Genomic DNA, 20,112 nt, shown 5'->3' with positions numbered 1-20,112 from the left:
AGGTAAATCTAGTGAGTGATTATATTATAGAAACTAAAAATCTGACAAAAATTTATGGAGAACAAAAAAGTGTTGATAATCTAAATATCCATGTCAAAAAAGGAAGAATATATGGACTTTTAGGGAGGAATGGAGCAGGTAAAACTACAACAATGAAGATGTTGTTAGATTTAACTGAACCATCTAGCGGAGAAGTTTATGTATTTGGAAAACCACTTAAAGGAAATGAGAAAAAGACCCTTCCACGAATAGGAAGTTTAATTGAATCTCCAGGATTTTATCCTAATTTAACTGCTACGGAAAATTTGCGTATTTTTGAGACGCTAAGAGGCGTTCCAAATCGCAATGCTATTAAGGATTCGTTGGATTTAGTAGGGCTACCATATAATGACAAAAAACTATTTTCCGAGTATTCCTTGGGAATGAAACAAAGACTTGCAATTGCTCTTGCAATTATGCATGATCCAGAAATCCTAATACTTGATGAGCCCATTAATGGCTTAGACCCAATTGGTATTGCAGAAATACGTTCATTTATTTTAGATTTTTGTAAAAAAAGAGGAAAAACAATATTAATATCAAGTCATATACTATCTGAAATACAACTTTTAGCAGATGATGTAGGAATTATCGACAAAGGCATATTATTAGAAGAATCTAGTCTTGAAGATTTAGAAAAAAAGAGTAATAAGCATACACGTTTCATTGTTTCTAATGCACCACAAGCAGCAAGAATTTTAGAGCAAACATTTGGAGAAACACAGTTTGATATTGAAAATAATAATAAATTAAAATTATATAATCTTGAATTACCTATTGAGAAGATAATAACTTCATTTGTGAAAAATGATATTGAAGTATCGGAAGCACACACATATGAAGAAAACCTTGAAGACTACTTCAAGCGTGTGACAGGGGGTGAAGGAATTGCTTGATTTGATTAAGTGTGAGTTTTGGAAATTAAAAAGGAAAAAGTTCATTTTATTTGTGGTTATATCAGCTTTTTTATTTCCAGTTCCTTTAACTTATTTAATGACTACGCCCAATATGCTAGAACGATATGCTGATAAAAAAGATGCTTTTGATGGACTATTTAATATGGTTTTAGGATATGGAGTACAATTTTTGTTACCTTGTATTATAGGTGTGATAGCTGCTATTTTATTTTTTATGGAAAGAGATAATGATACATTTAAAAATTTAAGGACAATTCCCGTAACAAGTACACAAATGATACTTGCTAAGATTATTGTATTATTTATTTTTGGAGCAATTTTTTGTGTCGCATCTACATTTGCAACATTTATATGTGGAAGCTTTACTACAGAAATATATGGTATTGGATATAAATTGTTGTTAGCACTTGAAACAGGAATTTTTATTACAGCTGGAACATTACCCCTTATTGTACTAGTAGTTTTTTTCAGTAAAAGTTATATATTTTCTGTTTTGATTTGTATTTTTTACAGTGTACTAAATATGAGTGCTACAGCTTTATATGATACTTTACCAAAGATGACTTTGTGGACTCTTCCTACTCCTTTAACTACATTCTGGGGTGCGGGAGATATGGCAGCACATGGAATCAAAATGAACTTGGAAGAATTAACAGGCTTAATCCCTTCAACATCTCAAGTAGTTTTGATTTTAAGTATTACAGCAATACTATCATTTATACTTATAGATTATTTATATAAGAAGAGGGGGGAATAGAGATGCGTCGTATTCTAAAAGCTGAATTAATAAAACTAAAAAGATACAATTTTATATGGGCAGGAATTATACTAATGCTTCTTTCGGTTGTATTGACATTGTTCACATCAATGGCAAATGATGGCTCTACATGGGACTTTACTTATTTGATTGAACAGGTAATCAAGAATAATATGTCCACTATTTTCCCTATGTGTATTACGTTAATTGCAGGATATATTATAGCAAGAGAGCAAAAAGACGATACATTAAAAAATATAAAAGTAGTTCCCATTTCTTATCGAAAATTGTTATTTGGAAAACTATTAGTTTGTGGCTTAATTGCTATTTTTTTAGGTATTGTTTGTACATTGTTTACAGTAATTGCAGAATTTTTGGTTAAGTTTCCAGGCTTCTCTGTGCAACTAGTAGGACAAGCATTTATACAGATCACATTAAATTGCTTATTTTTATATATAGCAGTATTGCCAGTTATTATTTTAACCAGTAGATTGTCTAATGGTTATATGATAGGAGCTATTCTATCTTTCGTATACGGTTATGGAGGAATGTTTGCAGTAGGTAGTATGACTTTGGCAAATATGTATCCTATTACTGCAAGTCTTGGACTAATAAATTATCGAAGTTATGATAGTGCAGTTAATTGGAATAAGAGTATTTGTATTATTAGTTTAGTATCCATAATAATTTTATCAACTATTCTGTTGATTAATTCTAAAGAAGGAGAATGGAGTAAAAGAGAAAAGAAGAAACAATCATTAAAAAAAGGATGGTAGTTTAATAAAAGTAATAATTATTTTTTCCAAAAAAATATAGACGTAAAGAAACCATGTAGGTAAAGGTTAATGATATTTTCAAACACTATATTATACAATAAATGTAGACAGCTCTTGTTATATAGGGCTGTTTTTTCTTTGCTCCAGAATTATATAATAAATCATAATTGATATATTCTCACTTATGTGCTTTCAAACCCCTAATATTTTAAGATTGTTGAAATCTAGTGAGTTAAGCTTAAAGAGGTTAAAATTTAGAAAATATAAAGAGGAATCTTTTAATAATGTATTTATAAAAAAACACTGGAGGACTTTTTATGGATTGGGAATTTATTTTTAGTCACGCAATAAGTGGATATCACCTATCACGGTGATATTAATATTATATTTTATAGTATTAAAATTATTTGGCAATAGGCAAAGCAAAGGTCACATAATTTTAACTTTTATATTTTCTTTTTATTTTGCTGGAGTTTCAGCTTCGACAGGTATTTGTTTAAAACCAAATTTTTCGACTAAATTTTCATTAATACAGTTTATAGATATGATTAGAGAACAAAAAGATACAATTTTAAATATAATTTTGTTTCTTCCGTTATGATTTTTTCTACCTTTACTTTATCAGAAATACAATAGTTTATCTAAAGGTTTATTGCTTGGATTTATCTTTTCATTGTCCATAGAAATCACTCAAATCTTTGGTTTTGGAACTACAGATGTAAATGACTTGATTACTAATACTGTTGGATCAGATTTAGGATATGGTATATACAAATTGCTCAATGGCTTTTTTTCTGAGTCATTGATTGAAAAATGTCAAGTAAAATCTAAGTATAACTTTTATGAGTCAGTAATTTTATGGATTATTACGATATTGATTATGTTGTGACTATTCAACTTTATATCTATGATATTTTCTTCGCGGTTAACATAAATGGCGAAATTCAAAAATATTGATATTTGTTATTAATATGGGTGGAGTAAGTCCGTCAAATGGAAAAACAAAGAATATCAATTTCAAGACCTATGTTTAAAGATTCCCCAATAATTATATTTGAGTAAGCAATAGCAAATAATGATTCAGAAAATAAAATAGTGATAGTGTTTGCTTAAAGGTTAAAAGTCAATAAGAAGTGCTGACAAAATTTAAGTATTAAAAGATGAAAATTATTGATAAAATATATATTTAACTTTTTCAGTAGAAATATTTATCTAAAACTAATATAATAAATTGTAAGAGGTATACTTATGATTATTTTATTAAAAAATCATCCTAAGAACAAGCTTAGCTCTGTACAAATAAAACCGATGAAACATTGTACAGAGTATAGCAAATAGATTGCATTTAAGATTTCATCGGGAAATACACAGTCAAGTCATTGATATGGCTTTATTTTGGTGTGCATTTCTCGATATATAACTAAATGTAAAAGGCTACTGGCAATGTTTTGTTTGTAGTCTTTTGTTATATTTTCAAGCAAAAGGCAGATACTGTATTGTATTTATGCCTTTTTTTCTTGCATAAATATTGGAAGTTATATATTGAGAAATGGAGAATAATAAAATGAATGAAAATAGAATAAAAATATTGAAAGAAGAAAATATTGATAAAGCACTCTTTAAGCTTGGGATTCCTATGGTTATTAGCTTATTGGTAGCAGCGTTATACAATGTTGTAGATACCTATTTTGTTTCGGGACTTGGGAAAGAAGCTGTAGCTGCCGTTTCAGTTGCATTTCCAATTCAACTTATCTTTTTAGGAATAGGATTAACATTTGGAGCAGGAGCAGGCTCTTATATTTCACGATTATTAGGAGCGAAAAATAACAAAAAAGCAAATATTGTAGCTACAGTTTCTTTATTTTCTAACGCTATTATGGCGATAATAACAGCAATTGTGTTATTTTACTCTTTAGATAGTGTGATGAAGTTTATGGGAGCGACTCCAGTTATTATGGAACTTGCTAAAACATATACTAGTCTGTTTATAATAGGTGGAGTTTTAGGAGCGGTAAATGTTACTTTAGGAAATTTAGCAGTTTCACAAGGAGCAGCCAAAATCTCCTTGAAAGCAATGATTGTAGGATCTATATCAAATATAATTTTAGATCCGATATTCATCTTTAAATTAAATTTAGGAGTGAAAGGTGCTGCAATTGCAACACTAATAGCTAGAGCTATAACTAGTTTGATGTATTTTGTTTACTTTATAGGAGATAAAAATTTAATTAAAATTAAAATACCTAACTTCAAACCTACACTTGCAATTTATAAAGAAATACTAAAAATAGGAATATCTCTATTAATACTTCAGATTTTGCAAACCATAGCAATAAGTAAAATATCTTATGCTGCTTCTTTTTATGGAGAGGAAGCAATAGCAGCAATGGGAATAGTTCTTAGAATAGTAACTCTTGGTACAAATGTAGTAGCAGGATATATGAAAGGATTACAACCTATAGCAGGTTTTAATTACGGAGCTAAAAATTATGGAAGAGTACAAGAAGCGATAAAAGCGAGCATAAAATGGACGACTCTATTTTGTATAGTTTGGACAGCTATTATATATTTATTTGCACCAAGTATATTATCAGTATTTGGAAAAGATAAGGATGTAATAAGGATAGCAATTCCATCTTTAAGAGCAGCAGTAATTATGTTTATAACATTTGGATTTCAATTTACCTATGCAACATTATATTTAGCAATAGGTAAAGCCTTAGCTGGAGCTTTTTTAAATTCCCTAAGACAAGGCATTGTATTTATACCAGTTATTTTACTATTACCCAAAATGATGGGATTAGATGGTGTGATATATGCTCAAGCAATATCGGATGCATTGACAACAATAATTACGATTCCTTTTGCTATTAGTGTTCATAAGCAATTGCAATTAAAGAATGCATAATCTTTTTAGATTTTAAATGATATAACATTTGTATTAATATTATTGGGTATAATTTAATAAATCCTTGTACAATTTAAATGAAAGGTGGTGGAAATATGGATATAATGAAATCATTTAACTTAGCAATTGACTATATTGAAGATAACTTAACTGATGAACTTGATGAAAAAGAAATAACACGGATAACAGGATATTCATTTCCAATGTTTTCAAGAATATTTTCAATCGTATCAGGATATTCATTATCTGAATATATAAGGTTAAGAAAGATGACAAATGCAGCAATTGAATTAAAAAATTCAGATAAAAGGATTATAGATATAGCAATAAAATATGGCTATAATTCTCAAGATTCTTTTGCTTTAGCTTTTAAAAGTTTTCATAAGCTAACTCCAGGACAAGTAAAAAAAGGAGAAAAATATCAATATTTCCCAAGAATCTACTTTTCAATTTCAGTTCAAGGAGGAAATCAAATGGATATTAAGATTGAGAAAAAGAAAGCGTTTAAAGTAGCTGGTATTAAATCAGATGTAACTAAAAGTTCAAATTTCCCAAAAGTTTGGGATAGACTGGTAGAAAAAGTACCCAGAGAAAAATTTAAAGAGTTTGGTAATGGTCAAATTTATGGTGTTGGATATGACTATCTAATGGATGAAGAAGATTCATTTATATACTTAGCAGGTTTTGATTTGACGGATGAGGTAAAAGCTGATGAGTTAGGTTTAGATATACTCAGCATTCCTGAAAAAGAGTATGCTATTGTAAGCTTAGAAGGTCCTATACCAAAGTGCATCCACGAAGGATGGAAGTATATTATTTCATATTTCTTCCCAAAAGAAGGATATAGACATGATGAAAGTCCCGATTTTGAAGTATATGGGGATGGAGACCCTAACTCAGAGGATTATCAAATGGAATTATGGGTTCCAATTCTAAAAGAATAAGATAGTATAAATATATTTGAAAGCATCTATCAAAATGATAGGTGCTTTTTTGATGCCTAAAATTAAGGAGTAATCTTGACATATGATATTAGATTTTTGGAAAACATAGTCTATGTAACGGCAAAGCATGGAGACAAATCTGTTCCTGATAGTCCAGAAGAATGGTTAGATAATTTCTAAACATTTTCAATTTACCAAATTCTGCCTCAGCTAATTGAGTTATTGGGACTTAATATAAAAACGGAAGAAGTTCTTAAAAAGTTAGACCAATAGAAAGATCAATGACTACACCCTTATTCCTATTAATGGCAGTAGAACTTGGTCTTTCTATTTCTGATTTATCTCTTCTACATATTGGACTTGTCAACGATATGTTCACAGAAAAAAATGATGATGAATATAAATACAAGGAAGTAGCAACACAATAAGACTTTGATAAATTTTAAGTTATTAAGAATGATATTGACAAACAATAATTATTGTTTTACAATAATAAACAAAGATAATTATCGTTTTACAATAATTTAATGGGAAGGATCATCATGAGAAAAAGATTTTTAATAATGGCTATTTTTCTTGTTATTTCTATAGTATTTACTTCTTGTAGTCCAAATACTATGACAGAACAAACTAGGAGTAAAAAAGAAGAAAAGATTGAAATATTTGATTCTAACAATAAAAAAATTGTAGAAACAGAAGAACAAGAAGTTCTAGACTACTTTAGTAATTTGACAGGAATGAGTGTAGAAAATATTAATGATAAAAACTTTGACGATTATTTTAAAGAAATACCAGATGATGCAGTACAATCTTATCACTTTATATTAACCAGCAAGAGAAAGGATAAAAAAGCTACAAATATAGATTTTTATATTTATGAAAATTATCCTTATATTACAATGGAGGGAATGCCTATGATGCCATCTTCATTAACCTGGAAACTTTCTAAAGAAGATTTAAATGATCTGGAGGATAGAGTACAAGAATGGAAAGATGTAGATGATAAGAGATAAAGCGAAAGTGGTGAGGAGAAGTTATGAAGAGTTTTATTTTTAAAATAGAGATTATATTATCTAAGGTTTTAAGATATATTTCATATTTGGGAGCAGCTTTTACCTTACTTGGAAGTGTATTAACTCTGATTTTTAAAGATGATGTAATACAAGTAGTAGAATCTCAACAATTTAATCTACAAGAAGTTTCACTTCCTTTTATTATTTATTCATGCTTGAGTGCCGTTATGATATTCATTGTTGCTGGTTTTTCATTGGATAAATTCGAGAAGATTTTAGTGAATTTAGAGAAGAAAGATTATTTTTCGGACTTAAACTCAAAACATTCGAAAAATATTTTAATAGCTATTCTAATTTTGACAATTTGCCAAATTATTTCTAAGCTAGCTTTCAATTATTTTAAAGTGGACAACATTAGCAGTATTTTTAATTTAACTATTAAGGATTATTTAACGAATATAATTTTGATGGTTATAGCTTTTTCAGCAATAATGATATTTAATACAGGAAAATCCTTAAAAGAAGATTCGGAAAGTATAATTTGAAAATGAAGGATCAAATAATTATAAATCTGGATCAAGTGTTAAAAAAGAAAAATATGACATCAAAAGAGCTCGCAGGAAGGATAGGAATAACCGAAGCAAATTTATCAATATTAAAAACAGGAAAGGCAAAAGGTATTAGATTTAATACTTTAGCTGCCATTTGTAAAGAGCTAGATTGTCAACCTGGGGATATCTTAGAGTACATTAATACAAATCAATAATTATAAATGTAAATAATAAAAAACTTAGAACAAATTTTTTTAAGAAATTTACAGCATATTGGCTACGAATTTCTTATTATTTTTTTTATTTTGATTAATAATAATGAAGAGGTGCAAACAAAATTAATTATCAACATGAGGAACCATTATGAAGAAAATTTTAATCATTGAGGATAATAAAGAAATAGCCTTACAAATCAAAAAATATCTAAATAAAAATAATTATACGGTAGAAATAGCATCGTCTTTTTATGAAGCAAGCTACAAGATTAATGTAGACATTGATTGTGTACTTCTAGATATAAATCTACCAGACAAAGATGGTCAGTATTTGATCGAAAAGTTAAAAGATAAAGATATAAGGGTGATAGTAACAACAGTTAAAAATGATGAGGATTTCATTGTTAAATCACTTGACCAAGGTGCAGATGATTATCTAACTAAACCATTTTCTCTAGCTATCCTAAGAGCAAGAATTGACGCAGTTTTAAGGACTATTCCATTAAATCAAGATAAGACGATTATATACAAAGATATAAAAATAGATCTAAATAATTCAAAAGTTTATTTTAAAGGAAGAGAAATAGAATTAACTGCTCTTGAATATGAAATATTAGTATTGTTTATTAAAAATCCTCATAGAGTCTATACAAGAAGCCAACTTTTAGAAATGTTTTGGGAGGATAGAGATAAGTTTGTTAACGACAATACCTTAACATCAACTATCAAAAGGATTAGAGAAAAACTTGATAAAGAAATAATAACAACCGTTAGAGGAATAGGATATAGGATGGATTAGATGATATATGTATTATGGCTATTAAGTCTTTGCTTTCTATATTATGTCCTAGAATCTAGAAAGAAAACTAGAGTAAATGAGCTTATAGATCTAATCGATAATATGAAAAATCAAAATTATAAAATACCTATGAAACAAGATGACTTTTCAATACTCGAAGATAAAATCTATAAGCTTTTTATTGAAACAGTAGAAGCTAAAGAAACAAGCAATAAAAATAGCGAAAAGCAAATAGAATATTTAGAAGATATAGCCCATCAAATAAAAACACCAATTACGTCAATGTTATTTTCTATTGAAAACTTGGAAATAGATTATCCAGAAGATGAGAATATTGAAATTTTGAAAAGACAACTTATTAGATTAAACTCCCTTTCAGATATTTTACTTAAACTTTCAAGCCTTGATGCAAATAAAGGTCTTATGAAAAAAGAAGAAGTGTCATTATATGAATTGGTGACTTATGCTTTGGACAGTTTGGACTTAAAAAGATCTACTAATGTAGAAATATCGAAAATCTTAAAAGAAAATATTATTTGTGGAGATTTTTATTGGATTGCAGAGGCTATTATAAATATTTTAAAAAATGCAAATAATAGACCTCTTTGCGACAAAATTTCAATTCAATCTCACAAAAATCCTTTATACACAACTCTTGCCATTGAAGACAATGGAGGAGGCATAGAAAAAGAGAATATCAAAAAAATCTTTAAACGTTTCTATAAAACGCCCGATTCTAGTGGATTTGGTATAGGTCTTGCTATGGCAAAAACAATAGTAGAGAAAAATAATGGAGAAATTTCTGTGACAAATACAAGCCAAGGAGCGAGATTTGAAATAAAATTTTACAATGTCACCTAAAAATCACTTTACTTTTATATACTTACCTTAAAATAAGGAGGAAGTATGGAAATTTTAAAAGTAGAAAGTTTAAGAAAAGAGTATGGAGAGGGAAATAATAAGGTCATCGCCTTAGATGGAGTGGATTTACAAATAGAAAGAGGAGAATTCGTAGCAATAGTCGGACCAAGTGGATCTGGTAAATCAACTCTTTTACATATTATTGGTGGTGTAGATAGTCCAAATGATGGAAAAGTTTATATAGATGGTAATGATATTTCTCAGTATTCTTCAAAAGAACTTGCTTATTTTCGAAGAAGAAAAGTAGGTCTTATATATCAATTCTATAACTTAATACCAAATTTAACAGTTAGACACAACATAGAACTTCCATTAAAACTTGATAAGAGAGAAATAAATGAAGAAGAACTATTAGATATCGTTAAAAAATTAGGTATTGAAAGTAAGCTAGATTCTTTCCCAAGTGAATTATCAGGAGGTCAGCAACAAAGAGTTGCTATAGCAAGAAGCTTAATATATAGTCCATCAATTATTTTAGCTGATGAGCCTACAGGAAATCTAGATAGGAAAAACTCTAAAGAAATAATAGATATATTCAAATACTTTAATAAGACTTTAAAACAAACAATTATAATCATAACTCATGATGAAGAAGTTGCTCTAGAAGCTAGTCGTATTATAACTATAGTTGACGGCAAAATTGTAGGAGATGAAAGAAATGAATAAGAAAAATTTTCCTATTTTCATCTCACTTTTGATTGTCAGTTTATTTTTTACTGTGGTTTTTTATTACGGTTATATAAATAAACAAGCCAACTATGGATATGCCATGTCAAATAATTTTTATCATGCTGAGATCAAAGATGAGTTATCAAATGAAGAAGTAGAAAAACTAAGATCTATTGAAGATATCAAATTAATTGGAAAAATGTCACTCAATCCAGATAATGCTAAATATAGTGATGACTTAATAGTCATTAATTATCAAGATAAAGCCATAAATGAAATGAAGGATTATTCAAGACTTCAAGAAGGAAGATTTGCTAAAAAAGAAGATGAAATTGTATTATCAGAGTGCTTTGTAAAGAAAAATAATATTAATTTAGGTGATGAAATAAAACTTGAAATAGGTAAGAGATTTATAGATGGGGAAGAAATAGGACCTACTAGTGCAAATACTGATAAGGAAGAATTTAAAAAAGATTCTACTAAATCTTTTACTGTAGTAGGGATTTATGGAGACGTTTATAACAAATATAGTAGACTAAACTTTGCTTTAGGGTTACAAGAAAAAATGTCATCTTTTAAAACGTATGTGAAGTTTGATTCATTTGAAAAAGCTTATAAAAATAAAGAAAATATTCAGGAAGATATAAATAATAAACTTGGTAGGGATGTAGAACTAGAATTTTCGGATGGCTTAATAAATTATTACGGTATCGAAAGAGATGCTTTACAAAACATTATGAGTAAAGCGGTTATCGTATTATCTATCCTCGGATGTATAGTCGTCTTTATATTTTTTATAAAAAATATCTTTTGGGTTTGGGGTCTTCGAAAAATTAGAGAGCTATCTATATATAAATCTATAGGATCAACTAATGGTCAAATTTATTTGATGCTTTTAAAGGAAGGTTTAATTATATCAGCAATTCCAATACTTTTAGGTCACATAGCTGGTTTTTCCTTTATATATTATTTGTATAGTAATATACAAAAAGGTGAGGGAGTAAGTGCCTTTGAAGTAGTAAGATTTAATCCATTATTAAGTTTAGCCATACTCTTAGTATCTTTTATAATTGTTGCCTTGGCTATAAAATCTCCTGCAAAAAAGATTTCAAAGATAAATATAATAGATGGCATCAGAGGAAATATAGATTTTTCCAAGTATAAGAAAAAGAAGAAACAGAACTTATGGCAAGAACTAAGAATTAACAACTTAGCTTCAATAAAATCACAAAGATTTATTTCAGCTATTGGAATTCTTATTATTTCAGTATTTGTAATTGTAATAGGAATTGGAAATTATCTTAGAGACTATTCATATTATGATAATGGATATAACTTTTCTGTGGATTATTATAGTGATAAGGATGAAGTGCCATCGGTACTAAAAGAAATTGATGAAAAAATTTCTAATGAAAAATCCTATATTTCCAAACAAAAATATGTAATAGTTGAAAATAATAAAGATTTTTCAAAAGAAGCTAGGAATGTAAACCTAGATAAAGAGGCTGAAAAAAATATTGAAAAATATAATGCGGAAGGAATGAATGGATTTTTAATAGCCTTAGAAGAAGAAGACTTAAAAGAACTTGGAGGAAATAAGGGAGAGTTTCTAATTTATAACATGATCCAAGAAGATTCTTCCATACCTATATCTAAGGCAAAGAAAATTCCATATTTTGAGAATCCAACCAGTCTGGATATAAGTATCGGGGATGATTACCAAACAAGTATTAAGATTTCAAAGTCAATAAAAGATTTGAGGAAATTTAAGTCCAGAACGATGCCTTTTGATGTGAAAATTTACACCGACTTTGATACATTTTTCAATCTAATGAAAGAAGCAGGCGATGAAAAATATAGAAATTATCCTTATACTTTGAATATGAAAGTAAGTGACTCCGGTGTAAAAGATGCACAAGAGTATTCGGAAACATTAATTAGGGAACAAATTTTACCTGAAGATAGGTTTGATATCATTGTAGGAGAAGAGCTAGAAAGGAAAGAATTTGAAAGTTTACAGAGCCTAATGAAAATTGTGTTAGGTATAGGATTAATAATATTGGTTTTAAATATTACAAATGGATATTCATCTATAAATCTAAGCTTGATGAGTAGAAAAAAAGAAATAGGAAGCCTTTATTCTTGTGGAATGGATTTGGATGAACTTAAAAGGGTTTATGAAAAAGAATATATAAATGAGCAGATAAAATCATTACTTATAGTTGTATTGACCAGTATAGGTATAATGTTTATTATTTCTATATTCTCATCTAGATTGACTTTTTTAAATTTACTTAAATATTATGATTACAAAATTTTCCTAGGATTTTCGATAGTAGTATATTGTATAAATTTATTAATCTACCACTTTTCTTTAATGAGAATATTAGATAGACCGACTATAGATTTAATTCGAACAATATAATTTCGAAGAAAGAGGAGTATTTATTAAACAGAAATTAAGCAAGAAGATAATTCTACTTGGACTTGTAATATTTGTTATTTCTTACCTACTTCCAGTAGGAATATTTGAAAGCTATACAAGTCTTAGACCAACTGGACTCAAATCAATGTTTGTCTGCCCAATTATTGGACTAATAGGTTTAATATTTGGGGTAAAGGAAAAGGATAGGTTGTTTATAGTATTGAACCTACTTTTAATCTTATTACTGCCTATAGCAATGTTTGTAGGTCATCTAATATAGGTAATGCGACTAGACCAAGAAAGTAATAATCTTAACAGCTCTTTTGTGGGCTGTTTTTTCTTTGCTCTAAAATGATATAATAAATTATAATATGTATACTGATTGACATATTCTCACATACTAGGCTTTTGAGAAATATAAAATTTTATCAATACTGACCACTCAAGCCGCGTGGAGACTATAGTTTTACTTGAGAAAAAATAAATACTTCATATGACTTTTAGGATAAAGAATATATTCTGAAAGTCTTTTTTATTATTATAACTTTTCTTAAAAAAGAATTTAATTTATTGTAATAATAAAAATATTGGAATTATCATTACAAAAGATAGTTATTTATGAAGAGGAACTTATAACGATCTTACATTTAAAAATAAGATTAACATAGAAAAAATCTAGTTTCACAAAATTTATTCACATAAGTTAGAAGTAATTTGTTTTACTTGAGCTTATAATTAAGTATAGGATTAAATATAGATAAATCAAAAAGTTTAATATAGAAATAACAATAATATAGATAGTAGAATTGAATTAAACTTAATTTTAATATTTAGATTGAAGACATAGATAGCAATAAGGAGGTAGGATGAAAAAACAAAATTTAATTTTAATTATGCATATATTACTTCAAGTTATTTTATTCATGCCTATAGCACCATTTATAAGATATCAGCAGACATTAGATATAGGAATTTTAATAGTTTTTTTACTAAGTATTATAAATTTCATATCCTATATTATATGCATATTAAATTCTGAAAAAAAATATATTTTAATCCATAGCCTAGTAGTTGAATTATTTATTATTTTTAATTTTCTAGAAGACTTAATATTAAGAGACTTAATAATAGGTAAACACATCGAACTATTAATATATAGCTTGATACTATTTGCAAGTTTTAATCTTATAAGTCCATCCAATAAAAACAAATTCATGTCATTAATTACAACAATAGGAATTCTCATATCAATAATTATGATGAAATTTAATACCTTTCTAGCATCCTCAATATTTAATTATGTTGTGATTATTTTATTGTTAACTCCAACTATACTATATTTAAATGATAAAAATATTCGAAGATATGAAAGTAAAACAATGATAATACTGCAAGCTTTATTTATAATCACTTTTTTCATATGTAAGAAGTATGAAGGTTTGGGGCTAGTTTCTATAAGTGAGTATCAACTATTTACATGTATCTTCATTGAATCGGTACTGCTATATAGGATGAGTAAGACAAAAATCAAAAGTGGTTTAGTATTTTTCTCCCGTTCTCTGAAAAAAATATTTCCTGAATTTATACTGTTATTTATTATGTTGTATTTAACCTCCTTATCTTTTTCAGGAGTGATATTATTTTCTTTAAGCTTCTTCATGATTTTAGTAGAATTTAGATTATTTGAAAAACATAAAAAATCCAACATGATAACTTTTGAGGAAATGCTGGATACCTATTATCTTGAAAAACATAGAAATTTAGAAATTGAAAAATTAAATACTCTAAGGATCCAGACATTTTTACATGATGACATTCTACAGATTATCATAGCAATACGAAGGTGGATAGAGGATAATCTTTCAGGATCTGGCAAAAAATACATTATAGAAAATCTGGATAAGTTAAACGATTTGATTCGTCATGAAATAAATGCCTTTAATCCAATGCTCAATGATTATAACTCTCTTTATGACGCCTACAACAGGCTTATAGTAGATTTAGAAAGCATGTATTTAAACAATGAAATGCTGATAGAATTTGAATGTGATAGAAATATAGACTTGCCCAGTCCCTATGCTGAGTTGATTTACAAATGTATCAATGAATTATTAATAAATGCACTAAAACATTCAAAAGGTTATAGTACGGACATTATTCTTAAAACGGTAAAGGATAAAATTCATCTTACCATAAAAAATTATGGGGATTATTTAGACCATGAAGAAAAAATAGTAGAGGGAAATATAGGCTTAAATATATTAAGATTCAACTTAAAAGAATATGGTGGAAAATTTGATTTTGATTTTTCTAAGAATCAAAAGGAATTAGATGAATCATTTGTGGAATTTAAAATAGAAGTTCCAGTAGATAGGAGGGTTGTCAATGAAAATCTTATTAATAGAAGATCATAAAATGGTCGCAACTTCTTTAAAAATGAGCTTAGAGACGGACGAATCTATTTCTGTAAATATAGTAAATAATGTTAGAGACCTTAGTTTAAATGAATCTGTACTTAACTATGATTTGTTACTTATAGATATTAATTTGACAGGAATAGAAGGAACAATAAATGGTTTAGACCTAGCTGAAGAATTGATTCATAAATATGAAGACATCAAAATCGTCATTTTAACAGCCTATAAATTAGATTTCTATATTAAAAGAGCAAAAAGAATTGGATGTAAAGGATTTATTTCCAAAGAAGAAGAGACAAGTAAACTAATAGAAGATATAAAATCTATCGCCCTGAAAGGCAAAGCCATCTTTCCAGAAGAAAACCATATGTTAGAGCCGTTAACAAAAAGTGAAATTCATATAGTTAAACTATATTCAAAGGGGCTATCAAGGAAAGAGTTAGCCAAAGAACTAAATACAAATGTAAGAAGCCTGGCAGTATCCTTATCACGAATATATCAAAAGTTAGGCGTTAGAAATTACCAAGAAATGATAGATAAAGTGCGTGAATTAGGATATGTTGATTCATTTTAAATGCGAGCATTAGAATTTTATAATTCTAGTGCTTTTTTATTCACAAAAGTTAGCTGAAATGAAATTTAATTTATATTAGAATGTTAAAAGAATGAGTCATGTAATATATATTTTATGTTAATGAGTATAGAAGTAACTTATTTTTAGTATTAAAAATTAGTAAAAGGGAGAGATAGAAGTGAAAAAATCAAAATTTAAAATTTCTATAACAATAATTATCTTAGCATTTGTTGTATTATTATTATCCAATGCTAAAAAAGATAAAAATTGGGTTTCAGATTATTCGGAGAATGAGGACATTAAAACTTATAGTCTATTGATAACTAATAATAAAAATAAAGATATTAATGAGCAGCTTAAGTCTCTAGCTTTAAATGAAAAAATGTATTTGAGGATACTTAATATTGATAAAACTGATAAAGGAAAAAATGATATAGACATTAATACTGATAAGATACCATATATTATTATGGTAGATAATGGACGTTCTAAAAATGTAATTCCTTTAGATAGATATAATGAGTTAGAAAATAATTTAAACGATTATTTAGACGAACAATTAGATAAAGATTATTTTGATTAACTTATATTTATTAAGTATTCTAAGATTTGTATATAAATAAGGAGAATAAATTTAATGAATTATCTACAAATAACAAATTTAACAAAATCATATGGGGAAACTATAATTTTAGATAATGTAAATTTGTCAATAGATAGCGGAGAAATAGTGGGACTACTTGGTAGAAATGGTGCGGGTAAATCTACTTTAATGAAATGTATAGTTGGACTAGTAAGAAAAGATTATGGAAAGATCAAATTTAATGGTGTAGTTTCTAATAAATTCGGATATTTAATTGAATATCCAGCTTTTTATCCAAACTTATCTGCATATGATAATTTGAAAATTTTTGCGTCAATATTAAATGTATGTGATAAAAGAATAAAAGATATCATAGATATAGTGGGTCTTACAAAGCATGGAGATAAAATATTTGCAAATTATTCTTTAGGAATGAAACAAAGACTTGGCTTAGGGCGAGTTTTGTTAACTGACCCGGATTTATTGATATTAGATGAGCCTTTTAATGGATTAGATCCTTCAGGAGTAATCGAAATTAGAGGATTATTAAAAGAATTAGCAAAATCAGGAAAATCTATCTTAATATCAAGTCATAATTTACCAGAAATCGAAAGAATTGTGGATCAGATCAATCTAATTCATAATACAAAAATAGTTAAGAGTGTGAATATAAACGAAGTTCATAAAGAAAAGAGATTGGTAATTAAATCGAAAGATTCCGAAAAAATTATGGGGATTCTCAAAAAACACAAGTTAAGTCAAAACTATTTATTGGATGAAAATGCTATAAGAATAGAGGGAAATGATATTAATTCTGAAATGATTATCCAATTAATATATTCTAATGGGGGTAGAATTTCAGAAATATATTTTGAGAAAACTACGTTGGAAGAATACTTTGAGGAAATAGTTGGTGATATATATGAAGAAATTAAATAGAGAATTATTAAAGCTTAAGAACACAAAAATTTATACTTACTCAATATATTTTTCATTACTATTAATAGGTATGTTAGTTGTTAAGGATATATTTATGAGTGAATCAGTAAGTAGGGTAGGACTCAATGAGTGGGTAAAATCTAATATAATGATTGGAAATTTTATATTTATACATGCAATAAGTATTACTTTTATTACGTTAATATTTCAAAGGGAGTATGCAAATAATATAGTACAAAATATTTTACCTTATCTTGAAAGAAAAAGTAGTTTTATTATTGAAAAAATAATTACATGGTTTAGATTGCATTTAATAATGACTCTTATTAGCTTTTTATTAACCATGATTGGGGGACTAATAATTTTTAAAGGACTAAATTTAGCTGATTATATTATTTCCTTGATAACATTATATTTTAAAACCTGTATACTAGGTTTTGCTATATTACTTCCAAACTTAATAATTTGTATAGTACAGAGAAACGCATTTATATTGTCTTTGATATCAGGAGCTGTCTCTATTATACTTTCAGTAGGATTCTTGCAGTCAAGTAACATTTTACCTTATATCTTACCATGGAGTTCCGCCTTCATATTAATATTTAATGCTAACAATCCTTATGTTTATTGTGAAGTCACTTCTATACTGATTCTATCATTATTATCACTTATAGTTTCGATTAAAGTATTGAAAAAACAAGAATTTTGATGAAATAATTTGAGATAAAAATATTCAATATCTAAAATTAAGTGAAGTGAATGTCTATGAAAAAATGGTAGAATTTTTTTGCACTTGGCGCAATTATATTCGTAATATCATATTTTATACCTTTACAAATTTAAATCCAGCAGGATTTACATCTATGTTTGCCTACCCAATTATTGGATTAGTAAGGCTAATATTTGGAATAAAAGAAAATAACAAGTTATTTATAAGGTTGAATATAATTTGAAGCTTATTACTACCAATAGTAATATTTGCAGGTCATATCATAGGTATTTAATCAAGTTAGGAGTTTAGATTATATAGTAATGTTGGAGGGAAAAAATGACGGAAGAAGTAATTGTGGAAACAAAAAACTTAACAAAAAAATATAAACACAATACTGCACTTAATAATATTAATTTAAAACTAGAAAAAGGTAAAGTTTATGGGTTTATTGGTAAAAATGGTGCAGGTAAGACCACATTTATAAGAATGATTACAGGACTAGCTTTTCCAACTAGCGGAGAATTATCACTTTTTGGAAACTCAAGAGAAAAAGAACTACAAGAAGCTAGAAGAAAGATAGGAACATTAGTTGAAGGACCTTCCTTATATCCTTTTATGAGTGCTAAAGAGAATTTAAAGGCTCAACAAATTCAGTTAGGAAAAGAAGATGAACGTGAGATAGGTGAACTTTTAGACCTTGTTGGACTTAGCGGTGTTGGAAATAAAAAAGCACGTAACTTCTCTTTGGGAATGAAGCAAAGACTTGGAATAGCCATGTCCCTTATAGGAAATCCTGACTTTCTTATTTGGGATGAGCCGATAAACGGTCTAGACCCTGAGGGAATAAAAGAAATTAGAATCCTTATAGATGACCTAAATAAAAATAAAGGTAAGACTTTCTTAATTTCAAGTCATATTTTAGGAGAGCTTGAGAATACTGCGACAGATTTCATTATAATAGATGAAGGAAACATCATAGAAGAAATATCTAAAGACGAACTTTTAAATAAAAGAAAAGATTATATTTATATAGTTACTAGCGATAACAGTAGGACAATCAGCATATTAAAAAATAAATTTCCTAATGTATCCATAGATATAGAAGGAGATCATCTATTAATAGAAAACTTCAGTGAGAATATTGATTACTTATCTACCTTGCTATTTGAAAATCAAATTAATATAAGAGAAATGCGTAGAGAAAGAGAATCACTAGAAGATTATGTATTTGCAAAGATAAGGTCATAGCAATGAGATATATATTAAGATCAGAATTTTATCAAGTAAAAAAGGACAAAAGAAATCTATTTATTTTTATTGCATCTTTAATTATGAGTTCTGTATTGCTACTTGACAGTAACATCAAAAATGGATCAGAAGCCCTATACAAAACTCTTTACAATATGCCTCTTATATTTATAGTTGCGAATATCTTTATCGCTTTATACATCGGTGGTAATTTTTCTGAAAGGCAAATTAATAAATATATTGCATCAGGTCATAAGAGGAAAGATGTGATTTTTACACAAAGCTTAGTTTCTATAATATTTTCTAATTTAATATTAATATTCCAGCCAATTATTGTAACTATTATATTTTCAGCAATAAAAGGCTGGGGAGATACTTACTCTTTATCACAGGTTATTAGTATCATTTTAATAAGCATTTTATTAAATAGTGCTTCTGTAAGTATAATTTTTTTTTTAGCAATTTTACTAAAAAAGCCAGGCACGATACTAGTAGCTTCAACTACCTTGTATTTTTTAACAATATTTTTGTTAAATTCACAAAAAGCTTTAAGCTTTGCGCATATACTCCCACTAGGACAAGCAAGACTATTGATTGATAATGCAACAGGAAATATTGAAGCATTGCTTGTATCTTTAGTTTATTTAGTAATTTTAAATATCTTATCAAAAGTATACTTTAGGAAATGCGATTTGAAATAGGAGG

General features: G+C 27.6%; 21 protein-coding genes and 1 pseudogene. All 22 read left to right on the top strand.

The genetic code is table 11. From position 1 onward, the window contains the following. Window positions 1–11 precede the first annotated feature (11 nt). The 22 genes and pseudogenes from DY249_RS04505 (at window position 12) to DY249_RS04400 (ending at window position 20,108) form a co-directional block, all read left to right on the top strand. Complete coding sequence (locus DY249_RS04505) at window positions 12–935, top strand: ABC transporter ATP-binding protein (protein WP_115595327.1); 924 nt, start codon at window positions 12–14, stop codon at window positions 933–935. Continuing rightward, window positions 928–1,713, top strand: a complete 786-nt coding sequence (locus DY249_RS04500; RefSeq protein ID WP_115595326.1) for an ABC transporter permease — start codon at window positions 928–930, stop codon at window positions 1,711–1,713. Before DY249_RS04505 ends, DY249_RS04500 begins: the two co-directional genes overlap by 8 nt. Window positions 1,714–1,715: 2 nt before the next feature. Next, on the top strand, window positions 1,716–2,489 hold the full coding sequence (locus tag DY249_RS04495) for an ABC transporter permease (protein ID WP_115595325.1): 774 nt from the start codon (window positions 1,716–1,718) through the stop codon (window positions 2,487–2,489). 613 nt (window positions 2,490–3,102) lie between these two features. Continuing rightward, a pseudogene (locus DY249_RS09495) lies at window positions 3,103–3,378 on the top strand (VanZ family protein); the annotation flags it as partial. A 699-nt stretch (window positions 3,379–4,077) separates the two neighbouring features. After that, a complete protein-coding gene (locus tag DY249_RS04485; RefSeq protein ID WP_245943513.1) occupies window positions 4,078–5,397 on the top strand; it encodes an MATE family efflux transporter in 1,320 nt (439 codons plus the stop codon). A 95-nt stretch (window positions 5,398–5,492) separates the two neighbouring features. Beyond that, entirely contained in the window at window positions 5,493–6,341 is an 849-nt protein-coding gene (locus tag DY249_RS04480; RefSeq protein WP_115595322.1) for an AraC family transcriptional regulator, read from the top strand. Between the two features lie 281 nt (window positions 6,342–6,622). After that, entirely contained in the window at window positions 6,623–6,769 is a 147-nt protein-coding gene (locus DY249_RS09150; protein ID WP_172540059.1) for a hypothetical protein, read from the top strand. 114 nt (window positions 6,770–6,883) lie between these two features. Next, window positions 6,884–7,354 (top strand): hypothetical protein, encoded by a 471-nt coding sequence (locus tag DY249_RS04475; RefSeq protein ID WP_115595321.1) that lies wholly within the window; start codon window positions 6,884–6,886, stop codon window positions 7,352–7,354. A 23-nt stretch (window positions 7,355–7,377) separates the two neighbouring features. Further along, window positions 7,378–7,899 carry a DUF2975 domain-containing protein gene (locus DY249_RS04470; RefSeq protein ID WP_115595320.1) on the top strand — a complete coding sequence of 174 codons (522 nt, stop codon included), beginning with the start codon at window positions 7,378–7,380 and terminating at the stop codon, window positions 7,897–7,899. Between the two features lie 2 nt (window positions 7,900–7,901). Continuing rightward, a complete protein-coding gene (locus DY249_RS04465) occupies window positions 7,902–8,120 on the top strand; it encodes a helix-turn-helix domain-containing protein (protein ID WP_115595319.1) in 219 nt (72 codons plus the stop codon). Window positions 8,121–8,268: 148 nt separating this feature from the next. Continuing rightward, on the top strand, window positions 8,269–8,919 hold the full coding sequence (locus DY249_RS04460) for a response regulator transcription factor (protein ID WP_115595318.1): 651 nt from the start codon (window positions 8,269–8,271) through the stop codon (window positions 8,917–8,919). Beyond that, window positions 8,920–9,780, top strand: a complete 861-nt coding sequence (locus DY249_RS04455; RefSeq protein WP_115595317.1) for a sensor histidine kinase — start codon at window positions 8,920–8,922, stop codon at window positions 9,778–9,780. A gap of 45 nt (window positions 9,781–9,825) precedes the next feature. After that, the gene (locus tag DY249_RS04450) at window positions 9,826–10,506 is read left to right on the top strand and encodes an ABC transporter ATP-binding protein (RefSeq protein WP_115595316.1); all 681 of its coding nucleotides are present in this window, start codon (window positions 9,826–9,828) and stop codon (window positions 10,504–10,506) included. After that, a complete protein-coding gene (locus DY249_RS04445; RefSeq protein WP_115595315.1) occupies window positions 10,499–12,934 on the top strand; it encodes an ABC transporter permease in 2,436 nt (811 codons plus the stop codon). The genes DY249_RS04450 and DY249_RS04445 overlap by 8 nt, the downstream gene beginning before the upstream one ends. 22 nt (window positions 12,935–12,956) lie before the next feature. After that, window positions 12,957–13,214, top strand: coding sequence for a hypothetical protein (locus tag DY249_RS09325; RefSeq protein WP_101540416.1), 258 nt, complete (start codon window positions 12,957–12,959; stop codon window positions 13,212–13,214). A 586-nt stretch (window positions 13,215–13,800) separates the two neighbouring features. Then, on the top strand, window positions 13,801–15,348 hold the full coding sequence (locus DY249_RS04435) for a sensor histidine kinase (protein ID WP_115595314.1): 1,548 nt from the start codon (window positions 13,801–13,803) through the stop codon (window positions 15,346–15,348). Beyond that, window positions 15,320–15,925, top strand: coding sequence for a response regulator transcription factor (locus tag DY249_RS04430; protein WP_115595313.1), 606 nt, complete (start codon window positions 15,320–15,322; stop codon window positions 15,923–15,925). The genes DY249_RS04435 and DY249_RS04430 overlap by 29 nt, the downstream gene beginning before the upstream one ends. 178 nt (window positions 15,926–16,103) lie before the next feature. Continuing rightward, window positions 16,104–16,508, top strand: coding sequence for a hypothetical protein (locus tag DY249_RS04425; protein ID WP_101540418.1), 405 nt, complete (start codon window positions 16,104–16,106; stop codon window positions 16,506–16,508). Window positions 16,509–16,562: 54 nt separating this feature from the next. Beyond that, window positions 16,563–17,447, top strand: coding sequence for an ABC transporter ATP-binding protein (locus DY249_RS04420; protein WP_101540419.1), 885 nt, complete (start codon window positions 16,563–16,565; stop codon window positions 17,445–17,447). Next, the gene (locus DY249_RS04415; protein WP_115595312.1) at window positions 17,431–18,156 is read left to right on the top strand and encodes an ABC transporter permease; all 726 of its coding nucleotides are present in this window, start codon (window positions 17,431–17,433) and stop codon (window positions 18,154–18,156) included. The genes DY249_RS04420 and DY249_RS04415 overlap by 17 nt, the downstream gene beginning before the upstream one ends. A 339-nt stretch (window positions 18,157–18,495) precedes the next feature. Then, window positions 18,496–19,407 (top strand): ATP-binding cassette domain-containing protein, encoded by a 912-nt coding sequence (locus DY249_RS04405; protein ID WP_115595310.1) that lies wholly within the window; start codon window positions 18,496–18,498, stop codon window positions 19,405–19,407. A 2-nt stretch (window positions 19,408–19,409) separates the two neighbouring features. Then, on the top strand, window positions 19,410–20,108 hold the full coding sequence (locus tag DY249_RS04400; protein ID WP_115595309.1) for an ABC transporter permease: 699 nt from the start codon (window positions 19,410–19,412) through the stop codon (window positions 20,106–20,108). Window positions 20,109–20,112: the final 4 nt, after the last annotated feature.

Origin of the sequence: Anaerococcus octavius (assembly GCF_900445265.1) — a bacterium.
Lineage (GTDB): Bacteria > Bacillota > Clostridia > Tissierellales > Peptoniphilaceae > Anaerococcus > Anaerococcus octavius.
This window is presented reverse-complemented; position numbering and strand designations above follow the sequence as displayed.